Origin of the sequence: Ensifer sp. Root1252 (assembly GCF_001425885.1) — a bacterium.
Lineage (GTDB): Bacteria > Pseudomonadota > Alphaproteobacteria > Rhizobiales > Rhizobiaceae > Ensifer > Ensifer canadensis.
On sequence record NZ_LMDT01000006.1, the window covers coordinates 154,499 to 176,345 of the forward strand.

The 21,847-nt window shown below is 60.2% G+C and carries 18 protein-coding genes and 1 pseudogene; 1 reads left to right on the forward strand and 18 read right to left on the reverse strand.

Translation table 11 applies throughout. The features are described 5' to 3' along the window. Nucleotides 1–37: 37 nt before the first annotated feature. The 6 genes and pseudogenes from ASD02_RS08800 to ASD02_RS40540 form a co-directional block, all read right to left on the reverse strand. Complete coding sequence (locus ASD02_RS08800; RefSeq protein WP_025426840.1) at nucleotides 38–856, reverse strand: PopZ family protein; 819 nt, start codon at nucleotides 854–856, stop codon at nucleotides 38–40. 184 nt (nucleotides 857–1,040) lie between these two features. Continuing rightward, nucleotides 1,041–2,411 carry an outer membrane channel protein TolC gene (gene tolC / locus ASD02_RS08805; RefSeq protein ID WP_025426839.1) on the reverse strand — a complete coding sequence of 457 codons (1,371 nt, stop codon included), beginning with the start codon at nucleotides 2,409–2,411 and terminating at the stop codon, nucleotides 1,041–1,043. 287 nt (nucleotides 2,412–2,698) lie between these two features. Continuing rightward, nucleotides 2,699–3,364, reverse strand: coding sequence for a protein-L-isoaspartate O-methyltransferase (locus ASD02_RS08810; RefSeq protein ID WP_025426838.1), 666 nt, complete (start codon nucleotides 3,362–3,364; stop codon nucleotides 2,699–2,701). A 234-nt stretch (nucleotides 3,365–3,598) separates the two neighbouring features. Beyond that, entirely contained in the window at nucleotides 3,599–4,024 is a 426-nt protein-coding gene (gene exbD, locus ASD02_RS08815) for a TonB system transport protein ExbD (protein WP_025426837.1), read from the reverse strand. A gap of 3 nt (nucleotides 4,025–4,027) precedes the next feature. After that, the gene (exbB, locus tag ASD02_RS08820; RefSeq protein ID WP_057205051.1) at nucleotides 4,028–5,077 is read right to left on the reverse strand and encodes a tonB-system energizer ExbB; all 1,050 of its coding nucleotides are present in this window, start codon (nucleotides 5,075–5,077) and stop codon (nucleotides 4,028–4,030) included. Nucleotides 5,078–5,250: 173 nt separating this feature from the next. After that, nucleotides 5,251–7,732: pseudogene (locus tag ASD02_RS40540) on the reverse strand (ComEC/Rec2 family competence protein). 317 nt (nucleotides 7,733–8,049) lie between these two features. Here ASD02_RS40540 and gltA point away from each other — a divergent pair. After that, on the forward strand, nucleotides 8,050–9,339 hold the full coding sequence (gene gltA / locus ASD02_RS08830; RefSeq protein WP_025426831.1) for a citrate synthase: 1,290 nt from the start codon (nucleotides 8,050–8,052) through the stop codon (nucleotides 9,337–9,339). Between the two features lie 35 nt (nucleotides 9,340–9,374). Here the strand turns inward: gltA and lpxB are convergent, their stop codons facing one another. The 12 genes from lpxB to tsf all read right to left on the reverse strand — a co-directional run bounded on the left by lpxB (nucleotide 9,375) and on the right by tsf (nucleotide 21,641). Then, nucleotides 9,375–10,559: a lipid-A-disaccharide synthase gene (lpxB, locus tag ASD02_RS08835; protein ID WP_057205058.1), complete on the reverse strand. Its 1,185-nt coding sequence runs from the start codon at nucleotides 10,557–10,559 to the stop codon at nucleotides 9,375–9,377. Continuing rightward, complete coding sequence (locus tag ASD02_RS08840; RefSeq protein WP_025426829.1) at nucleotides 10,556–11,443, reverse strand: LpxI family protein; 888 nt, start codon at nucleotides 11,441–11,443, stop codon at nucleotides 10,556–10,558. The genes lpxB and ASD02_RS08840 overlap by 4 nt, the downstream gene beginning before the upstream one ends. Nucleotides 11,444–11,448: 5 nt before the next feature. After that, nucleotides 11,449–12,258 (reverse strand): acyl-ACP--UDP-N-acetylglucosamine O-acyltransferase, encoded by an 810-nt coding sequence (gene lpxA / locus ASD02_RS08845; protein WP_025426828.1) that lies wholly within the window; start codon nucleotides 12,256–12,258, stop codon nucleotides 11,449–11,451. A gap of 2 nt (nucleotides 12,259–12,260) precedes the next feature. Then, on the reverse strand, nucleotides 12,261–12,725 hold the full coding sequence (fabZ, locus tag ASD02_RS08850; RefSeq protein ID WP_025426827.1) for a 3-hydroxyacyl-ACP dehydratase FabZ: 465 nt from the start codon (nucleotides 12,723–12,725) through the stop codon (nucleotides 12,261–12,263). Further along, the gene (lpxD, locus tag ASD02_RS08855) at nucleotides 12,718–13,782 is read right to left on the reverse strand and encodes a UDP-3-O-(3-hydroxymyristoyl)glucosamine N-acyltransferase (RefSeq protein WP_025426826.1); all 1,065 of its coding nucleotides are present in this window, start codon (nucleotides 13,780–13,782) and stop codon (nucleotides 12,718–12,720) included. Before lpxD ends, fabZ begins: the two co-directional genes overlap by 8 nt. Before the next feature lie 48 nt (nucleotides 13,783–13,830). After that, entirely contained in the window at nucleotides 13,831–16,164 is a 2,334-nt protein-coding gene (gene bamA, locus ASD02_RS08860; RefSeq protein WP_025426825.1) for an outer membrane protein assembly factor BamA, read from the reverse strand. A gap of 250 nt (nucleotides 16,165–16,414) precedes the next feature. Further along, nucleotides 16,415–17,548, reverse strand: a complete 1,134-nt coding sequence (rseP, locus tag ASD02_RS08865; protein WP_025426824.1) for an RIP metalloprotease RseP — start codon at nucleotides 17,546–17,548, stop codon at nucleotides 16,415–16,417. A gap of 27 nt (nucleotides 17,549–17,575) precedes the next feature. Then, entirely contained in the window at nucleotides 17,576–18,409 is an 834-nt protein-coding gene (locus ASD02_RS08870) for a phosphatidate cytidylyltransferase (protein ID WP_025426823.1), read from the reverse strand. Next, a complete protein-coding gene (locus ASD02_RS08875; RefSeq protein WP_057220541.1) occupies nucleotides 18,410–19,153 on the reverse strand; it encodes an isoprenyl transferase in 744 nt (247 codons plus the stop codon). It lies immediately after the preceding gene. A 37-nt stretch (nucleotides 19,154–19,190) separates the two neighbouring features. Further along, on the reverse strand, nucleotides 19,191–19,751 hold the full coding sequence (gene frr / locus ASD02_RS08880) for a ribosome recycling factor (protein ID WP_025426821.1): 561 nt from the start codon (nucleotides 19,749–19,751) through the stop codon (nucleotides 19,191–19,193). Nucleotides 19,752–19,803: 52 nt separating this feature from the next. Further along, nucleotides 19,804–20,526, reverse strand: a complete 723-nt coding sequence (pyrH, locus tag ASD02_RS08885; protein ID WP_025426820.1) for a UMP kinase — start codon at nucleotides 20,524–20,526, stop codon at nucleotides 19,804–19,806. A gap of 191 nt (nucleotides 20,527–20,717) precedes the next feature. Next, a complete protein-coding gene (gene tsf / locus ASD02_RS08890; RefSeq protein WP_025426819.1) occupies nucleotides 20,718–21,641 on the reverse strand; it encodes a translation elongation factor Ts in 924 nt (307 codons plus the stop codon). Nucleotides 21,642–21,847: the final 206 nt, after the last annotated feature.

The following is a 21,847-nucleotide window of genomic DNA, read 5'->3' on the forward strand; positions in this document are numbered from 1 at the left end:
ACTGTTCCGCGGCCTCTGTATCGGAAAGGTTCAGATCCTAGCGCCGGGGGCCGCGCGCGACGCGTTCGATCTCTTCACGCACCAGCCGTTCAACCAAGGTCGGTAGGTTGTCGTCCAGCCATTCCTGCAGCATCGGGCGCAGCATTTCTTCGGCAATTTCGTCGAACGACCGCCGCGTGCTGAGGTCGACCGCCTGGGCAAGATTGTCGAAGGACTGAGCGACCTGACGACCAACCTCGGGTGAAAGGATCGCAGGCGCGGCCTTTTCGGTCACGGGCTCTTCGGCAATAACAGCCACCGGTCCGGCCGAAACGGCTACGGGTGCCGGGTCTGCTACCTTCAGCGCTTCAACAGCTACCGCCCGATTGACGGGCTCTTGTACGGCGCTCACCGAGAGACGATCAACCGGCGCCGGCGGCGCGGACACTGCTGCCATACGTGACGTGATGACCGGACTATCCTGAACGCTGCGCGAAGGCACATCCTTGACCGGCTCTTTGGCGGTATAGCTCATGGTGTGGCGCTCGGAGGCCGCCCTTACTCGGGCTGCAACGTCCGCCAGCGAAAGCGGCGGCTGCGCGATGCTCGAATGCGGCTCCGAAGGAATGACGGCCACCTCGATCTCCGGCGAAGGTGTAGCGAGCTTGGACGCCTCGCCATGGTCCTCCCGCCTGCCGAAAGCGGCAGCCTCGATTTCGCTGTCGATCGTCAGTTCAATCTCATCCGAGCCGTCGTCCTCGTATTGGTCACGCGAGGAGAAATCGGTCTGCCCCGGCTCATTGCTCTCGATGATCTTGCGAATGGATGCGAGAATCTCATCCATCGAAGGTTCACGCGCGACATTGAGCTGTGCCATTTCTATCCCCGTTTGACGCGGCAGAGCATGTGTCCCGAAACGACGCATGTGCCGATAACAAACAAACCTTAAGTGAGTCCGCGGACGAAACATACGCCACGAATCAGACACTTGGATTGTTGCACAGATTTGTTTCGATCGGCAGAAGCAGAAACGCCCCGGTTTCCCGAGGCGTTTTCTTTGATCAGCGGCCGTCGACGGTTCGAAGTCCGAACCATTTGTCCTTGACGGCTTCGTAATGCTCTTCGGCGCGATATTCCGCGACCTGCAGGCCCTGGCTCTTGACGCTCAGTGTCGCGGTGGCAGCGAGCAGACCGTAGCTTGCGACGACGGCGTCGCGCTGGGCGATAGCCAGCTGTTCCTGCGCATTCAGAACGGTCTGCTGCGAATCGAGCACGTCGAGCGTAGTGCGCTGACCAACATTGCGCTCTTCGATGACGCCGGCAAGCGCCATGTTAGCCGCCGAGATCTGCGTCTTGTTGGCGCCGATGCGCGCAATTGCCGCCTCAAGTTGGGCGTGTGCGCTCACGACGTTCTGCTGAACGGCGGCGCGCTGCGAATCGACGAGGATGCGCTGCTGGCCCAAGGTCTCCTTCGCTTGGCGAATCTGACCGTATTCCGCGCCACCCTGGTAGATCGGCACCGTCAGGCGGGCAGTAACGCTCGACGCGTTGCTGTCAAGACCGTCGCCGGAGTTGCCGGTCACGCGTCCAACCTGCCCCTGAATGCTCACGCCGGGCAGCATGGTGCCTTCAGCAGACTTCACCTGGAAGCCGGCCGTATCGACGTTGTACTGGGCGGCGAGAATGGTCGGGTGCTGACGCAATCCCAGGGCAACAGCCTGATCGAGCGAACGCGGAAGCCCCTTGGTGGCCGGCCCCGGCTGCTTGATACCCGTCGGCGCAACGCCGACGATCTGCACGTAGACTGATTCGCTCTGCTTCAACTGCGCAATGGCGGTAATCAGAAGCGACTGCGCGTCGGCAAGCGATGCCTCGGAAAGGCTGACGTCCGTGCGGGTGCCTTCACCCACGTCAAGGCGAGCCTGGGATGCGTTCAGCTGTTCCCTGAGGAAGGCGAGGTTCTGCCGGCGAATAACAACGATCTGCTGGTCGCGCGCGATGTTGGCGTAGGACGTGGCTGCTGCGAGCAGAATCTGGATCTCGTTTGCGCGAAGCGATTCGCGGTTGGCGAAGACATTCGATTCAGCGGCGCGAACATTGTTCAGCGTCTGAAAGCCATCAAAAATCATCTGGGTTACGGTGATACCGATCTGCCCCTGATGAAAGTCCCGGCTTCCGGTAAGCTCGTTGTCGACGTTTGAAAGCGTTCCGTTTGCAAAAGCCGAAACCTGTGGACGAAACCCGGACTTCGCGATCGGCACCCCTTCGTCGGTCGCCCTAAGACCAGCGCGCGCGGCGTTCAGATCCGGGTTATTTTCATAGGCTTTGGCCATTGCGCCGAAGATCGTCTCCGCCAGCACGGCCTGCGGCGCAAGCAGTACACTCGTCGAGACGGCAGCCCAAAAGGCTGCTTTGCGGACAATCGACACCATACTTCCCTCTCCGATCGGGGCGGCAAAGCCAGCCCACTATTTCCTGCGGCACCATTCCGACGTCGAAACCGGGCCGCCCTAAATACGGCGATGAAGCGCTCACACCGCCCACCGGTGAGCAAATCACTACCTCAGCACTCTTTGAAACCCGGATTCGGCCTGATCACAACTGTACACCGATACTGCGCACGATCATTTCAAAAAGAAACAGGTGGTTCGTTGCCAATTGGCAACATTGCTATTTTAGCAGCACAATCAAATGTTGAGATACCTCAATAAGCGGCACCTCAAAAAACAAAAGTCTGCTCGCGGCGGAAGCCGGGAAGCGGCTTGACCGCAGTGTTGAAATCCGCCCTTTCGGACGTCTTCCCATGCTCATGGACATAAAGCTTAGCACGCGAAGCGTTACCGAAGCCTTCAACGGCAATAAGCCGGCCGCCGTCGCGCAACTGCTCGAACAAGGCCGGAGGAAGCACTTCTACCGAACCATGAACGAAAATGACATCATAGGGTGCCTCGCCGGCATATCCCTTGCCAAGATCGCCGGTGACCACGGCAACGTTGTCATAGCCCAGCCGTGCCAAGGTTTCCGTCGCAGTTGCGGCAAGCGCTTCATCGCTTTCGAGTGCGACGACCGAACCGGCGATCAACGAAAGCAGCGCCGAGGCGTAACCGGTGCCACAGCCGATCTCCAGCACCACGTCTGACTTCGAGATTTCGGCGAGTTGCAGCAGCTTGGCGAGCGGCGACGGCTCCATCAGGTACCGCGGGCTTGCGCCCTTAGCGCCGTCGAGTTCGATGTCGGCATCGATATAGGCGAGTTCCTTCATCCGCGAAGGCACGAATTCTTCGCGCGGTACGGAGAGGAAAGCGGACAGGATCGCATGGGACGTCACATCCGTCGTCCGGATCTGGTTGTCCACCATCTTGGTGCGCGCCGCTTCGAAATTCATCATACTGCCCTCGTGTCCGGATGGCACGGCACCGGTATCCCGGATGACCGCGCAGTCGTCTTCTGGCTGCCAAATATGGCGCCTTTATATAAGCTCATAAATCGCCCTCCCGCTGGTTTCAAGCGACAGCGACATCTTGCAGCGGAAAAAGGAACGAGAAACACCGAAGCGACGTTTGCACGGCCCGGCACGGGCGGCGGCGCTGGCTGCCGCCAGAACAGAGAGAGCCTGACGTCAGCGGCCAGGCGCCCCTTCGAGCCCAACGAGGGCAATCTTCGTATAACCGGCGTTCTGGATGAGGTTCATGACCGTCATCAGCTCGCCGTAGTCGACGGCCTTGTCCGCACGCAGCAGAACGCGCGTCTCGGTGTTACCCTCCGTCAGGCGCTGAAGCTCCACCGCAAATTCCTCACGGGCTGTTTCTTCGTTGCCAATCGCCAGACCGAGGTCGGCGTTGAGCGTGACGAAGACCGGCTTATCGTCGCGCGGCGTCGGCTTGGAGGCCGATTGCGGCAGATCGACCTTCATGTCCACGGTCGCAAGTGGTGCCGCGACCATGAAGATGATCAGCAAAACGAGCATGACATCGATGAATGGGGTGACGTTGATCTCGCTGTTCTCGTCGAGATCGCCGCCGCTGTCGGTAACCTTGCCGGCCATGTCTCACCCGATCCTTGCGATCGACGCGTCTGCCGGATGGGCAAAGCCATCCTGGCGACGCGGTTGCGCCTTGCGGACCAGGCGATGATCGAGATCGCGGCTGACAAGCCGTTCGACGGCGGCTGCCGCGTCGGCGAGGATCACCTTGTAGCCACCCACCGCGCGGGCAAAGTAGTTGTAGATGATAACGGCGGGGATAGCGGCAACGAGACCGATTGCGGTCGCCAGCAGCGCTTCGGCAATACCGGGAGCAACGATCGCCAGGTTGGTCGTCTGCGCTTTGCTGATGCCAATGAAGGAGTTCATGATCCCCCAGACGGTTCCGAACAGACCGACGAACGGGCCGACGGAGCCGATCGAGGCAAGGATGCCCGTTCCGCTCGTCATGCGCTTGCCGGCGCGAACCTCGATACGCGTCAGCAGCGATGCGACGCGTTCCTTGAGACCAGCTGCCGGTGCGTGATCGAGCACAGCCTCCGAACGCACCATCTCATCGATCGCAGCGGCAACCATTTCCGCGGCAGGGCCCGCCTTGCCGTTGAATGTGGACTTAAGCTCTGCCAACCCGTTTGCAGCGGAGAGCTGACGGACGGCGCGGCTGAGGCGCGCCTTTGCGGCGAAGAGTTCAAACGTCTTGGCCACGAAAATCGCCCAGGTGATGACCGAGGCGAGCGCCAGCCCGATCATCACTGCCTTCACCACCATGTCGGCGGCAAGGAACATGCCGATAGGCGAAAGGTCGTGTGGCAGGACTGGGTTGGCCGCCGCTTCTGCTGCGGGCGTCTCAATCGACACAGCCGGTGTTTGTGCGCCGGCTTCAGACCCGGTGGCCGGAAGACCGTCGACAGTCGGCTGCTCGCCACGGGCCGCTGCATTGGCATTGGCCCGTGCCGTTCCCGCAGGTCCCGCGTCTTGAGCCTGGCTGACCGCAGGAGCGGTCGTTTCGGTTGAGGTTGTCGCCTGTGCAAACACGACCGTCGAGGGAAGACCAGAAGCCAGCACCAATGTCGCTGCGGCCAACAAATTCAGCTTCGATCGTGTTCGATTGGGCATCTTGTTCCTCGCGTACTGGTCCGTTTCGCCATCACAAAAATCACAGGGCAGCCGGAATTTCGGCCACCTCAACGTGCATTGGCCGCTCTTTACGACAAACTATGAACGAAACACAAGGATTTGTGGAGTATAAAGATCAAGAATAATTTCATGCCTGCGTTTCAATCGAGATCTCAAAGGGCGGGAGAGTTATCGACGAAGCCGTCACTTCTCCAGTCATATGCGCGGTGCCGCTCCCAAGGGCGTTGCAGCGACGTGAACGACGTCTTGAAGCGCATTTTCGGAAGCTCATCGCCCGCAACCGGCTCGGCGAAAATCTCGATCGCACCTACCAATCGCAGCAGGCGTCCACTCAGGATCCGCGCCCGGCCGGATGAACAGGTCCGCTCGGTGCTTCCCGGCACGATCAGCAGATCGACCTGATTGCACAGCACCTCAAACAGGTAGGGGTTTTCGACGAGAGCAACGGTCCAGCCGGCATCGCTTCGAGCGATGCACCATTCTTTCTCGCGGCACGAAAAAGCATTCGGCGAAACTTGGCCGAGCGCGGAGTTGATATCGTGACGGATGGCGGCGGCTGTCGAGGCATCGATGGTCCTCGTTTGCGCCTTCGCGGGCCGTAGCTTCGCCTCGGGATAAAGACCATCAGCGACCGCCCCTTGCGCGGGCATCGGAGCGACGTGGGCGTCGACCGCCAATGCCCGCTGCCATTGAGAGAAAAGGAAGTCGGAGGGACGATCCCGGTTCGTCGCAATGGCGGCGTCGGTGACCAATCCGACGAGGCGCCCATCTTCCGATACCACGATCGCCGGCAATTGCCTGTCTTCGAACGCGAGGCACACGAGTCCGGAAAACAGCAGCACGGCTCCGAGCCCTGCCAGCCAAGTGCGCAACACACACAGAATAACGCCGCCGGCAGCGATAAGAACGAATGCCAGCGGCCCGACGCGGCCGGTCCGAAACTCGCCGTCGAGCGACGTGACGAAGCGGGCGATCACCAGCATACCGTCAAGGCCCCAAGCCATGACGGSGAGCGGGTACTGCTCGAGACCGAAAGGCGTCAACACCATGGCGAAGAGGCCGAACGGCATGATCACAATGCTGATCAGTGGCGCTGCGAGAATATTGGCGAGCAACCCATAGGCCGGCAGTCGCTGGAAATAGGCGGCAGAGTAAACCGCGGTTGCAAGTCCGCCGATCAATGAGGTCGCAACCACGCCGATAACGAAACCCGTGACGAGCCGCCTGCCCCACCAACGCCCGGCGACTGCCGGCTCTTCTGCTTCCGCACGCTCGCGCCAGCGCGCATAGCCAGCAACCAACGCCAGCCGTGGCGGCGAACGACATCTGGAAGCCCGGCCCCGCAACGGCAGATGGCGTGATCACGATGATGACAATCGCAGCCAGCGCGATATTTCTCAGGCTGATCGACATGCGGTCGAAGAAGACCGCAACCAGCATGTTCGAAATCATGATCCAGGCGCGGACGGCGGATACGGCTCCACCGGAAATCAAGATGTAAAGGAAGACCATTGCCAGAGCGCCCGCAGCGGCAACCTTCTTGATCGCCACGCGCTGCGCCAACCCGGGAACCGCACTCAAGACGGTACGCGCTCCGATTAGAAACGTACCTGCCGCAAGCACCATGTTGAGACCGGAGATCGCCAAAACGTGCGCCAAGCCCGCCTGTCGCAGCATCTCGACGGTGTCGCGACCAATCGCCCTTTCTTCCGCCGTCACCAGGGCTGCAGCGAGCGCACCAGTGTCGCCACCGACTGCCGTGCGGATCCGCTCGCCGACCGTTTCGCGTAGCGCGGCCAGATACTCCGCCATCCGCATCCAAAACGAGCGGTCCGCCACCGTCGCAGCACCGTCGGCTATCGGGCTAAGTGGCGCACCATAGAAGTAACCGACGGCGCCGATCTGCCGGAAATAAGAATCGAATGCGAAGTCGTTGAGGCCTGGCAACGCAGGGCCGGAAGGCGGCGAAAGACGCGCCCTGCCCTCGATCGTTGCCCCGATCGCCAACGGCGCGTGCGGGCTGCGCGACAGCACCATGGCCTTCAACGGCGCACGGCGCAACGTCGGCTTCGTGGTTTGCTCGATGACAATTCCGTAGCGCCAGTGGTCCCGATCATTCTTCTCGCGCGAAAATACCTTGCCGCGCAGGTTCGTCGTTACCGGTCCATCGAGAACGATCGTGTCGATGCGCGATGCCTCGATCGCCGCAAGCATCATTCCCGCCGTGAACAGCCCCGCTGCGATCCTCGGCGCACGCAGGGCGCGCACACGGAGGTTGCACAGCAAGGCGGCTATTCCGAAAACGCAAAGCAGCAGTGCAAGTTTGATGAGTCCGAGGTCATAGGGCAGCGAGAGCCACGTCAGCACGCCGGCGGCTAACAGGACGGGGACAAGCACCAATCCGTGGCCGAAGGCCGATTCTTCTTCGACCGCTTCGCGCCAGTGTGCGGCAATCGCCTCTGGTCGGAGGCGTGCGTGCGCGAGCGCGGCGCAAGATTTGACAAGGCGAAAAACGAGGTTGCCGCGTGCATTCGCAGGCGTTGCAGACATGCTCCCGATCGAAACCGAAGCGGGTGGTGCCGGAGCGACACGATCTGCGTCCTGCATCAAAGACCGGACTTCGATCTCGCTCATCGTACGGTACCACTCCCCTAAGACGGTAGAGGTCGATCATGCAACCAACATCACCCAACCGCAACCTGAACGTCATCTGCCGAAAAAAGCGGCAAACCTATATGGAATGGTACCGCATCATTATCCTGACAGTTATTGATCCGGTTGGACATATTGCTCTAACGTGCGATTATTGCGTCGCCATATGCACATTTTCGCATCGCACAATTTGCCTTTCGTACAGCTTGGCAGCCGAAAATAAATCATATAGCAAATTCGCAACGTTCATTTTCGTGGCATGGTCTCTGTGCCACGTTGCCATAAGACGGAGGGTCCCCATGACAGAAAAAAGCGCGGTCGTAACATTCGATGGAAAGTCGGCGGAGCTACCAGTGCGATCGGGGTCCATCGGTCCTGATGTGGTCGATATCGGCTCGCTCTACAAGCAGACCAAGATGTTCACCTACGACCCGGGCTTTACGTCGACGGCGTCGTGCGAATCCAAGATCACCTATATCGACGGTGACGAAGGCGTGCTCCTGCACCGCGGCTACCCGATCGAACAGCTCGCAGAACATGGCGACTTCCTCGAAGTCTGCTATCTCCTGCTTTACGGCGAACTGCCGACGAAGGCGCAGAAGGCTGACTTCGACTACCGCGTCACACACCACACCATGGTGCATGAGCAGATGTCGCGCTTCTTCACCGGCTTCCGTCGCGATGCCCACCCGATGGCCGTCATGTGCGGTTGCGTCGGCGCCCTGTCGGCCTTCTATCACGACTCGACCGACATCACCGATCCGCACCAGCGCATGGTCGCTTCGCTGCGCATGATCGCCAAGATGCCGACGATCGCCGCGATGGCCTACAAGTACCATATCGGCCAGCCGTTCGTTTATCCGAAGAACGATCTAGACTACGCCTCGAACTTCCTGCGCATGTGCTTTGCCGTGCCTTGCGAGGAATATGTAGTGAACCCGGTGTTGTCGCGCGCCATGGATCGCATCTTCATCCTGCATGCCGACCACGAGCAGAATGCTTCGACCTCGACCGTGCGCCTTGCCGGTTCGTCAGGTGCCAATCCCTTTGCCTGCATCGCCGCTGGCATCGCCTGCCTCTGGGGCCCGGCCCACGGCGGCGCGAACGAAGCTGCGCTCAACATGCTGGCCGAAATCGGCACGGCTGACCGCATTCCGGAATACATCGCCAAGGCCAAGGACAAGAATGATCCGTTCCGCCTGATGGGCTTCGGCCACCGCGTCTACAAGAACTACGATCCGCGCGCCAAGATCATGCAGAAGACCACGCATGAAGTGCTTGCAGAACTCGGCCACAAGGACGATCCCCTCCTCGAAGTGGCGATGGAACTCGAACGTATCGCGCTCACCGACGAGTACTTCGTCGAGAAGAAGCTCTACCCGAACATCGACTTCTACTCCGGCATCACGCTGAAGGCGCTGGGCTTCCCCACCACCATGTTCACCGTGCTGTTCGCGCTTGCGCGCACCGTCGGCTGGATCGCCCAGTGGAACGAAATGATCGAAGATCCGGAACAGCGCATCGGCCGCCCGCGCCAGCTCTATGTCGGCGCTCCGCAGCGTGACTACGTGCCGGTCTCCAAGCGTTAACGCCAAACGGAAATCAGGAAATGAGAAAAGCCCGGTCAGAGATGACCGGGCTTTCGATTTTGCAGATAGGAGAGGACGATCTCGGCGCCCAATTCGCCCGGCGGTCTGCTTGTCGCCATGCGCTGCTGTACCAGCGCGTAGCCGTCGAGCATCGACGCGCGCTGGGCCGTCGGCCCGGACAGCCGCTCGACCCAGCGGGTCAAGGCGCCCGGACGAATGCTCTGGTTGAAATACTCCGGCACGATCGGGAAATCGGCGATGAGATTGGGAAGCGCCCCGCTCCAGATGCGGATGCGGTTGTGCAGCAACCGCACAAGCCAGTCGGCATCATAGGTAGAAACGACGGGAACGCCGGCTAGCGCAAGCTCTAGGATGACCGTTCCCGACGCGGCGATTGCCGCATCCGCCTTGTCGAAGGCAGCCCATTTCTCGGTGGCTCCCACCAATATTTCCGGCTGAACCGTCCAACCGGCCGTGATCTCGCGCACCAGTTTTTCCTGGCGCGGAACCGTCGGCAACAGCAAGCGGACGCCGGAATGCCGGCGAGCGAGTTCCTCGGTCATCTGCCTGAAGATCGGTAGCAGCCGCTTGATTTCGCTTGAACGCGATCCCGGCAGAAGCAGGCAGGTGGAAACCGCGCTACCATTGACGTCGTTCAGTCTTTCGCGTCGGCTGGCGCGGACGGCAAGCACATTGGCATCCGAGGCAAGCCGATGGCCGATATAGGTCGTCGGCGGCCCCTCAAGCTTGCGCATGGTCTCGGGCTCGAACGGCAGCACCGCCAGAACATGATCGACATAGCTGCGCATGCGCGGCGCGCGTTCCGGCTTCCAGGCCCATACGCTCGGGCAGACATAGTTGATGACAGGCAGATCCGGCAGCGCGTCGCGAACGCGACGCGCGACACGATGGGTGAAATCCGGACTATCGATGATCAGCAAGGCATCGGGGCGCGCAGCAATAATGGCATTCGCCGTCTGGCGGATGCGCAGAATCAACTTTGGCAGACGCGCGAGCACTTGCGAGAAGCCCATGATCGAAAGTTCGGAATAATCGAACAGCGATTCCAGGCCTTCGCCCTCAAGACCGTCGCCGCCAACGCCGACAAGCTCGACATCACGCCCGCATTGTGCACGCAGTGCCCGCACCAGATCTGCGCCAAGAAGATCGCCCGATACCTCGCCGGCAATGACCGCCAGCTTGTAGCCTTGTCCGCTCATGCTTTTCCCCGGTGACCGCTCCGCTCGACACCAATGACAAACAGCCCCGCGCGGTTGGCAGCTTCGATCACCTCCGCGCGCTCGAGCACCAGGGCGCGACCGGCCTCGACAGCAATTCCGGCAAGCCCGGCCGCGACAGCGCCAGCGACGGTCGATGGTCCGATCGATGGCAGATCCGCACGCAAGTCCTGCCCCGGCTTACAAAGCTTGACCAGAACGCCACGCCGACGCGCCGAGACGCGTCCTTCCGTCTTGAGTGTCGCCACCCGCTCGAGCATCGCATCGGTGCCCTCGGCGCCCTCCAGGGCAACCACGCGACCACCGACAGCGATGGCGCCCTGCCCCACGTCGAGTTCGCCAAGCGCGTTGGCGGCAGCGATGCCGGCCTCAACGTCGCGTCTGTCATCGTCCGATGGGGCGATAGCGCCAATCGGCCCTGGATCCGCCAGAAGGTTCGGAACCACCTCATGCACGCCGATCACGTGGGCGCCGCTTGCTTCGATGAGTTGCATCGCCATGCGCAAGACAGCGTCATCGCCGCCAGACACCAGCGTCTTCAAAACGCTCGGTATTCTGGCAAGCGTTTTCAGCGTCGGGCGAATGTCGCGCCATTCCGGTCTACGACGGACCCAGCCCGAAAGCACAACGCGGTCGATGCGTTGTTCTTTGAATGTGCGGCTGATGCCGGAGAAATCGCCGATGGCGAGCACGGAGTGATCGAAACCGACCCAATCGCTCTCTTCCGCTTCGCGCGAGAGCGCGATCACAAATGGATCTTCTCCACGGGCACGAACGGCCTCGGCCACATGATGCGGCAGCGCTCCGCCGCCGGCGATGATCGCGAGCCGGCCGCCAGTTGCTGCGCGGCTCGCCGTGGCCGACATCACGGTCAGGCCTTGCCGCGACTTGGTGAAGACAGTGCCCTGTCGCTTTCGGCTGCGATGAAATCGAGGATTTCGACAACAGGCGCACAGTCGGCATAATCAGCGCGAATGGCGGCGGCATTGGCGCGAACTGATTCTGGGCCCTCGAAGATCTGCTTGTAGGCGCGGCGAACCACGTGGATCGTTGCACGCTCAATGCCCGCCCGGGTCATGCCCACAACGTTCAGCCCGCTCAGGACACCGGGATTGCCGTTGAGCATGCCATAGGGAATGACGTCGTAGCTTACGGCGGAGAGGCCGCCGATGAACGCCTGACGACCGATGCGCGTGAATTGGTGCACGGCACAGCCGCCGCCAAGGATAGCGCGGTCCTCGATCGTCACATGGCCGGCCAACAACACGTTGTTCGACATGATGATGTTGCTGCCGAGGCGGCAATCATGCGCCACATGCGAATAGGCGAGGAACAGATTGTTATTGCCGACGATCGTCGCACCGCCATATTCGACGGTTCCCGCATTCATCGTGACACCTTCGCGGATCGTGCAGTTGTCGCCGATCTGCAAAATGGTGTCGACAGTGCTGTGATGCACGCTTTGCGAATCTCCGCCAATGACGGCATTCGGGAAAATCTTGGTGCCCTTGCCGACCGTCGTGCGGCCGGCGACAACGACGTGGCTCATCAGTTCCATGTCGTCTCCGAGAACGACTTTCGGCCCGATGTAGCAAAACGGGCCGATTTTGACGTTCTCACCGATGACCGCGCCATCTTCGATGATCGAGGACGGGTGGATCTTCGCTGTTGATGCAATCATGTTTAAGCGTCTTCCGTGCTGACTATCATCGCGCCGATATCAGCTTCCGCGACAAGTTGCCCGTCAACTTTTGCGTCACAATGAAACTTCCAGATATTGCCGCGCTGTTTCTGCTTCACGACATGAAACTCAACACGATCACCCGGAACAACCGGCTTGCGGAAGCGCGCATTGTCGATGGTCATGAAGTAGACGAGGTTGGTACCCGAAGCAGTCTTGCGCGCGCAGATCGCGCCCGCCGTCTGCGCCATGCCCTCGATCAGCAGGACGCCCGGCATGATCGGCTTCTCCGGAAAATGGCCGGTAAAGTGCGGCTCATTTGCCGAGACGTTCTTGATGCCGATCGCCGAATTGTCGCCGTCGATCTCGATGATCCGGTCGACGAGCAGGAAGGGATAACGATGCGGAAGAAGCTTCAGGATCTCCTGAATATCAGCCGTACCCAGAACCGTTGCCGCCTCACTCATTCGTGCCATCCTTCTTTTTCTGTCTGTCACTTGCGCGCAAGGCCATTTCGGCGACATCGCGCAGGAAATCGCGCATGGGGCGCGCTGGAATACCGCCATAGCGTTCGCCCGCAGGGACGTCGCTTGCAACGCCGCTCATGGCAGCGATCTGAACGCCGTCACCCACAGTGATGTGGCCGTTGACGCCGCTACCGCCGCCGATCATCACGCCGTCACCAATCCTGGTGCTGCCGGCGATGCCGACCTGACTGACGATGCCGCAATAACGGCCGATGCGGACGTTGTGGCCGATCTGTACAAGGTTGTCGATCTTCGTGCCTTCGCCGATGACGGTGTCGTCCATGGTGCCACGATCGATCGTCGTGTTCGCGCCGATCTCGACATGATCCTGAATGATCACACGTCCGACCTGAACGATCTTGATCATTCCACCCTTGGGGCCCGGCGCGTAGCCGAACCCATCCTGGCCGATCCGGGCACCTGGGTGAATGATGACACTGTTGCCGACAAGAGCGCAGAGAACGCTTGCGCCCGCCGCGATCGTGCAGTCTCGGCCAATGCGAACGCCCGGCCCTATGACGACACCTGCGGCAATTCTCGTTCCGCTACCAATTTCGGCGCCGGCCCCAACGACTGCCATCGGCTCGATCTCCACGCCCTCTTCAAGGCGTGCCGTCGGGTCAACGAAGGCGGCCGGCGACACACCGGCAAGGCTGGTATTGCGCGCCGGGCGCATGGCAGCCTCGTGCAAGAGTGTACCTGCCAGCGCGAAGGCCGTATGCGGCCGCGCAGTCAAGAGAACGGGAATGTGAGACGGTACGAGTGGGGCGATCGTCTTGTCGCAGATAATCGCGGAAGCCTGGCAGCTTTCCAGCTCAGCACGGTACTTGCGCGAAAGCATGTAACAGACGTCACCGGGCTTTGCCCGATTGACAGGTGCTACCGAGTGGATAGCGCGATCTGCCACCGCGCCATCCGTCAGATCCGCCCCAATTTGGTTCGCCAGGTCACCCAGACGAATCCCTTGATGGGGCGGAAAAAACCAATTCTGTTCCATGGACACTCCAGAACGATCTACTTTTGGCAGTTCTGGACTGCTTCTTTATCAGAACGACGAGGAAATACCGAACTTCAGATTCTGAACCCGGTCGAAATCTTCCTTCGCGATCGGCCAAGCGTAGTCGACACGCAGCGGACCGAACGGCGACGCCCAGATCAGGCCGAGACCGACCGATGCACGCAGCGAGGAGTCGTTACCCAGTACCGTTTCACTGGGCAGCGTAGCGACCTTATTGCTGTAGAGCGTACCTGCATCGGCGAAGATTGCGCCGCGGAAGCCGCTGTCACGCGGGATGCCAGGCAGCGGAAACGTTGCTTCGGCCGACGCCGTGAAATAGGTGGTGCCACCAAGCGCATCGCCTGTTGCCTGATCACGCGGGCCGACCCCGTTGCGCTCGAAGCCACGAATATCGTTGCTGCCCAGTTGGAACTGGTCAAAGACCTGAAGATCGCTACCGGTCTCGAAGATATGACCCGCACCGCCGGCAAGCGAAGCAATAATATCCGCCTCATCGTTCACCGTGTAATACCACTTGGCCTTACCGGTGATCTTGTAGAAATCAGAGTCGCCACCGAGGCCGGCGAACTCCTGCGTAAACGTCGCCAGAATGCCATCGTGCGGCAGTTGCGCATCATCGAGCGTGTTGTAAGTGATCGATTGCGATACCGACGAACGGACCCAGTTTCCGCCTTCAACCGCTCGGACGTAAGGCGAAGACAGATCTGCAATATTACCGCTATAGTCAAACGTCGTGAAGTTATACCGCAGCGTGGTCGACAGGTTCTCTGTGATCGGCGCCGCTATGCGCAGGCTGAAACCCTGGTCTTCATAGCTGTAGTCTTCGTCGTCGAAGTCGTTTTCGTTCTTGAAGACGTCGAAGCCGGCAGCCAGACGATAGCCAAGGAAATACGGCTCGGTGAACGAAACGTTGTAGGTCCGACTCTCTTCGCCGCGACCTGCCGCGACGCGAATGTACTGACCGCGACCCAGGAAGTTCTTTTCCTCGATCGAGGCTTCGACGAGGAAGCCGCCACCGCTGCCAGCGGAGTAGCCGGCACCGATACCGAACGAACCGGTCGACTGATCCTGTACGTCAACGATAACCACGACGCGGTCTGCCGCACTGCCAGGTGCCGTCGAGATATTGACGGTCGAGAAGTAACCGAGAGCCTCAAGGCGACGCTTGGCGCGCGCAACCATTTCCTGATTGAAGGCATCGCCTTCACCCATATCGAACTCGCGGCGAATGACGTAGTCGCGAGTTCGGGTGTTGCCGCGAATTTCGATACGCTCGACGTAGGCGCGCTCGCCCTGATCGACGAGATAGTCGACGGCAATCGTATGATTGCTGAGGTCGCGGTTACCGCGCGGCGTCACGCGGGCAAACGGGTAGCCAGCCGAAGCGACGCGCCTCGAGATCTCGCTCATCGTTTCCTGAATGTCCCTGGCCTTGTAGACCGAGCCTTCGCGGCTAAGCACGACGCCCTTCAGCGATTCGGCATCCACACCTTCAACCGTCGATTCGACAGTCACTGCACCAAAGTCGTAGCGCGGACCTTCTTCAACGGTGATCGTCACGGTGTATTCGTTGGTCGCCTCATTAAGAGAAGACTCGGACGAAACGACCTGGAAGTCGGCATAACCGCGGTTGTAGTAGAACTGACGCAGCAACTCTTCGTCAGCGCGCAGCTTGTCCGGGTTGTAGACGTCCTTGCGGGTCAGGAACGAGAAGATACCTGATTCCTTCGTCGCAATGATGGATTGCAGACGACCATCGCTATAGGCTTCGTTGCCGACAAAATTGATCTGCGCAATCTTGGTGCGCTCGCCTTCGTTGATGACGAAAGCAAGATTGACGCGACCTTCAGCGATCGGGACGACCTGGGTCGTCACAGTGACATCACTGCGACCGATCGCAGCATAGGCGTCCTTGATCGACTGGATATCCGTTTCGACCGTCGCCTGGCTGTAGGGTCCGAGCGGCTGCGTGCGGACGGCGAGCTGAAGCTTGTCGTCCTTGATCTTGCGGTTGCCGTTGAAGACGACCTGGTTGACCAGTTGGTTCTCGCTGACGGTGACGACAAGCGTGCCGCCAGCGACATTGATGCTGACATCGGAGAAATAGCCTGTCGCGTAAAGGCGCTTCACGGAAGCATCGATATCGGCGTTGCTGAAGCTCTTGCCAGGGACAATCGTGATGTTCGCACGAACCGTTTCAGCGCTGACGCGCGTGGCTCCGCGGACTTCAACACGACTAATGGTCGCGGCCTCTGCGACGGAAGCGCCTGCGAGCAATCCAACACCAGCGCCAGAAACCACCATACTCGTGGACAGCGCAAACGCCGACACCGCGTTCAAAAACCTTGAACCAGCTTTCATGTTCAAATCTTACCTTTTCCCAACGTCGCGCGGCAATTTCGTGCCGACTCCGGTCACGGTTGCCGTTTTACCCGCTTTTCCCATACAAGCAAGTCAGCTCGTTAATTTCTGTTTACTTCAATTCGAACCGTGGCTTAACGGCCACTACAGATTCGAGTTATCGTAAACAAATCCTTGCTGGACAAGCCATTGAAATCCAATCGTTCACAGTATCGGTCGTCGTCCGCCTCAGATGCTCGCCGGCCGAACGCTAGCCGAAGAACATCGAAATGTCGTTCCAGGTCGCAAAAACCATGAGCATCAGCACCATGGCAAAGCCGATCCGATAAGCGACGTCCTGCGCAGCAGCTCCAACCGGCTTTCCGCGCAAGGCCTCAACCGCATAGAACATCAGGTGGCCGCCATCAAGCACCGGAACCGGCATGAGGTTAAGCAATCCTATGGAAACTGACAGGACGGCTGCAAGCTGCAGCACGGCAGCCACACCCAGTGTCGCCATTTGGCCCGAGGCCTGAGCGACACGGATCGGACCACCAAGCTGATCCGCCTTCATACGTCCCGTAACGAGGTTCGCCAGATAGTCGAACGTGCCGGTGACAATGTGCCAGCTCTGAAGCGCCCCCTGCCCTATGGCTTCGATCGGACCGTAAGTCACCAGTCGGAAATTGCCCGCATCCTGATCGGTGACGATACCGATGATTCCGACCTCCATCTTGTTGCCGAACTGGTCCGATATCTCGGTTCGCTCAGGCACCATCGGAAGATCCAGGAATGAACCGTCCCGCTGGATCCGGATCTTGATTTCCAGTTCAGGTCGCACGCTGACATAGCGGCGAACGTCGTCGAAGGTCGCGACCGGCGTTCCGTCGATGGCGATCAACCTATCGCGCGGAAGAATGCCTGCCTTGGCGGCAGCACTGTTCTCTTTCACCTGGGCAACGACCGGGTCCGCAACCGAACGCCCATAAACGGCGAAGAGAACGGCAAAAATGGCGATGGCAAGGATGAAGTTGGCGATCGGACCGGCCGCAACGGTCGCGGCACGCTTCCACAGCTTGGCGCCCAGGAAGGTTCGTGACCGTTCCTCAGGCGAGATCGCCTCCAGCCGCTTGTAATCGGGCGTACTGGCCGCATCCTCGTCGCCATAGAACTTGACGTAGCCGCCCAGCGGTATTGCACAGAACTTCCACCTCGTGCCGTGTTTATCGGTCCACCCGAGCAGTTCCGGCCCGAAGCCGACCGAAAAAGCCAGGATACGAATGCCCGACCACCGGCCGACGAGGTAGTGTCCCATTTCATGCACGAAGACCAAAAGGGTCAGCACCAACAGGAAGGGTACGATGTAGCCGGTCACGAATTGCAGGCCAACAAGCAGATATGTCATGAACTTTCCTTAAGCCTGCCACCAGCATCACAGGCCGAGCAAGACCGAACCAAAGGCGATCTGACGCCCATCGCTGAGGACATACTGTATCAGCACCAGGACCAGCGTAGCGATGCAGGCAAAGACCAATCCGTCGACCCGATCCATGACCCCGCCATGCCCAGGAATGAGATGGCTCGAATCCTTGACGCCGAATCGGCGCTTTATGAAGGATTCGAAGAGGTCTCCGATCTGGCTCGCGACGGAGAGAACCAGCGCCACAGCCGGGACACGCAGATCTTGCAGCGGAAAATATGCCATAAAAACGGCAATGCCGGCCACAACGCCGGAAATCGTCCCGCCAATGGCGCCCGACCAGGTCTTGCCGGGCGAAATGCGCGGCGCGAGCTTGGGGCCTCCGATCGCCCGACCGACGAAATAGGCAAGAATATCGGTTCCCCAAACGACGGCGAAGACGAACAAGGTCGCGATCAGGCCGGGTTGGTCAACCCCGCGCAGGGCCGCCAGCGAGATGCCGGTCAATCCTGCGTAGACGATGCCGCCGGGCAACCACCAGCTGCCTTTCTTGAGCGATACCCAAAGCACTGCGATAACGACAGCAATGAGCAAGGCCGGCAGACTGTAGCCGATATATCCGAGAAGAATGAGAGCGGCGATTATCGCCAGCGACAGCCAACCGAAGGCATTGCCTTGAAAATCGCGCTCCGGCAGCCCGGTAATCGTCGACCACTCGTAGTAAACGAGCAGTGCGATCAGGACCGAAAGAAGCTGGAAGGCCAAGCCGCCGAACCAGGTCGCACCGAGTGCGACCGCCGCGAGCACCACTCCCGAGGCGATGCGAAGCTTGAGTTCTGTTTGCATTTACGAACCAACCGCTAACGTCGACTGCGCCAGACCGCCGAAGCGACGCTCGCGGCAGGCGAATTTCTCGAGCGCAGACAGAAACGTCTCACGCGTGAAGTCTGGCCAAAGCTCCGGAACGAACAGCAGTTCGGAATAGGCTCCCTGCCAAAGAAGAAAGTTTGAAAGCCGTTCTTCGCCGCTGGTGCGAATAATGAGATCCGGATCGGGAATGCCGGCCGTATCGAGCGAAGCGGCGATGCGCTCAGGCGTTATGTCCTCTGGCCGCAGACGGCCTTCGGCAACTTCAGTTGCCAGGCGGCGCATGGCGCGCGTCATCTCGTCACGCGCACCATAGTTGAAGGCGATCACCAGCGTAATGCCGGTATTCCCGCTCGTCGTCTCCTCAGCCTCGATCAGCAGGGGCAGGATGTCGCCGCGCAGGTTCGATCGCTCCCCGATGACGCGGATGCGAACGTTCTCGCGGTGCAGGTCGGCAAGGTCGCGACGAATGAAGGCCTTGAGCAAGCCCATCAGATCCGTCACTTCGGCCTGCGGCCTGTTCCAGTTTTCGGACGAGAAGGCAAACAGCGTGAGGTAACGGATCCCCGCTTCAGCCGCCGTCTTCACCGCGTCACGAACCGCTTCAACACCCTTGCGGTGTCCCATCGTGCGCGGCAGACCGCGCGCATTCGCCCAGCGCCCGTTGCCATCCATGATGATGGCAACGTGTTCCGGAACGGTGATCGGGATGAGATTTTGCATAAGGCGTCCGCGAAAGGAGACTCAGATCAAGAGCAGATCAGACCTGCATGATTTCCTTTTCCTTATCGACGAGCAAGCGGTCGATATCGGAAATCGTTTCATCGGTCATCTTTTGCACCCGCTCAGACTGAGCACGGCTAATATCCTGTCCGATGTCGCCATCCTTTTCGGCTTTTTTCAGGTCGTCCATACCATCGCGCCGAACATGGCGGACCGCGACCTTGGCCTTCTCGGCATAGTCGTGCGCCACCTTGACCAGCGACTTGCGGCGCTCCTCGTTGAGTTCAGGCAGCGGGATGCGCAGGTTCTGGCCGTCGATGATCGGGTTCAGGCCGAGGTTCGATTCGCGGATGCCACGGTCGACAGCGCCGACCATCTGCTTGTCCCATACCGAAACGGACAGCATGCGCGGTTCCGGCACGGTGATGTTTGCCACCTGATTGAGCGGAACACGCGAGCCGTAGGCTTCAACGGTTACCGGATCGAGAACATTCGCCGACGCGCGGCCGGTGCGCAGCGACGCGATATCGCTCTTGAATGCGGAGATAGCGCCGTCCATGCGACGCTTCAGTTCCTTCAGGTCTACACCTTCACTCATGGCTGGAAACTCCCGTTCTGTCTTTCATCGGCCGATAGCCGTCTTGCAGCTCTTAATTGTCGGTAACGATGGTGGCGCGGCCGCCACCCGTCAATATTTCAGCGAAGCCACCCTTCTCGTGGATCGAGAAGACGACGATCGGAATGGCGTTCTCGCGTGCGAGCGCCACCGCTGCCACGTCCATGACCGCGAGGCCCTTTTCCAGGACTGCGCTGTGGGTCAGGCGGTCGAAGCGTGTGGCCGTCGGATCCTTCTTCGGATCAGCGGAATAAATGCCGTCGACCTGCGTGCCCTTGAAGATCGCCTGTGCGCCCATTTCGGCGGCGCGCAAGGCAGCGGCAGAATCGGTCGTGAAGAACGGATTGCCCGTGCCGCCTGCAAAGATCACAACGCGTCCGAGCGACAGATGATAAAGCGTTGCGCGCTGCGAGAAGCTCTCGCAGATTTCCGGCATTGCGATTGCCGAGAGCACCACCGTGTCGATGTCGAGCTTGCGCAGAGACGTCGCCAGCGCCAGCGCGTTGATGACGGTCGCCAGCATGCCCATATGGTCGCCAGTTACCCGGTCGCCGCCCTTGGAGGCAACGGCCACGCCGCGGAAGATGTTGCCGCCGCCAACGACGACGCCCACTTCGACGCCCATGGCGCGTGCTTCGGCAATGTCGGCGGCAATGCGGTCGGCAACCGCCACATCGATACCGAAGCCCTGGCTTCCCATCAGGGCTTCACCGGAGGCTTTGAGTAGAACACGCTTGTAGATTGGCTCGGCCGACATCATCGCTCCTGAACAGATCGGTACGCGGGCGCACAAAACGGCGCGCTGCGTATAAGGACATATTGCGCTACCCGGTTTCAACCGCTGCGGAGCTTTTTCCGGCGGGTCCGGCGCATTGACGAAGCCGGATACACGAAGGGCACCGCGTTGTCACGCGATGCCCCAAGGTTTTCCAAACAAGGGTGAAGAAATCAGCCCTTGGCGACAGCCGCAACTTCGGCTGCGAAGTCCGATTCTTCCTTCTCGACGCCTTCGCCGAGCAGAAGGCGCGCCATGCCGGTCACTTCGATCGGTGCGCCAGCGAGCTTTTCAGCGTCCTTGACGGCCTGACCGACGGTGATTTCCGGGTTCATGACGAAGGCCTGCGACAGCAGGGCGACTTCTTCGAAGAACTTGCGCATACGGCCTTCGACCATCTTTTCGATGATGTTGTCCGGCTTGCCCGAAGCGCGCGACTGTTCGATGAACACGTTGCGCTCGCGCTCGGCGACAGCGGCGTCGACTTCGTCGGCGCGGATTGCCAGCGGGTTGGTGGCAGCAATGTGCATGGCGACCTGACGACCGACCGAGAACAGAACTTCCTTGTCGCCAACCGACTTCAGCGCAACGAGAACGCCGAGCTTGCCGATGCCGTCGCCGGCAGCGTTGTGGATGTAGGTGGCAACGACGCCATCTTCGACCTTGAGCAAGGCTGCGCGGCGAAGCGTCATGTTCTCGCCGATCGTGGCAATCGCGTCCTTGATCGTCTCGTCGACCGACTTGCCGGTTGCCGGGTAGTTGGCATTGGCAATGGCTTCGACAGAACCGTCGGTGCCGAGCGCGACGTTGGCAACGCCACGAACGAGTTCCTGGAAGGCTTCGTTGCGGGCAACGAAGTCGGTCTCCGAGTTGACTTCGACGACAACGGCCTTGACGCCGCCGCTGACAATACCGATGAGGCCTTCAGCAGCCGTGCGGCCCGACTTCTTGTCGGCCTTGGCGATGCCCTTGGCACGCAGCCAGTCGATCGCAGCTTCCATGTCGCCGTTGGTTTCGGCGAGCGCCTTCTTGCAATCCATCATGCCTGCGCCGGTCTTTTCGCGCAGTTCCTTCACCATTGCTGCAGTTACACTCATCTTTTTGCCTCTTTGTCTGTTTGGCTGGCGCGCTGCCCGCAAGTGGCGCGGCACCAGGAGGTGTGGCAGGGGAATGGCTTGCGTATGTGACACCGTGATGAACGCGCCCACCGCGATGATATCCGGGGCGCGGATCGCCGGCCCAAGCCGCTTCATCCCTCGCTGAAAAGAACAAGGCCGTTCAGACTTTTCATCACAAACGGCCT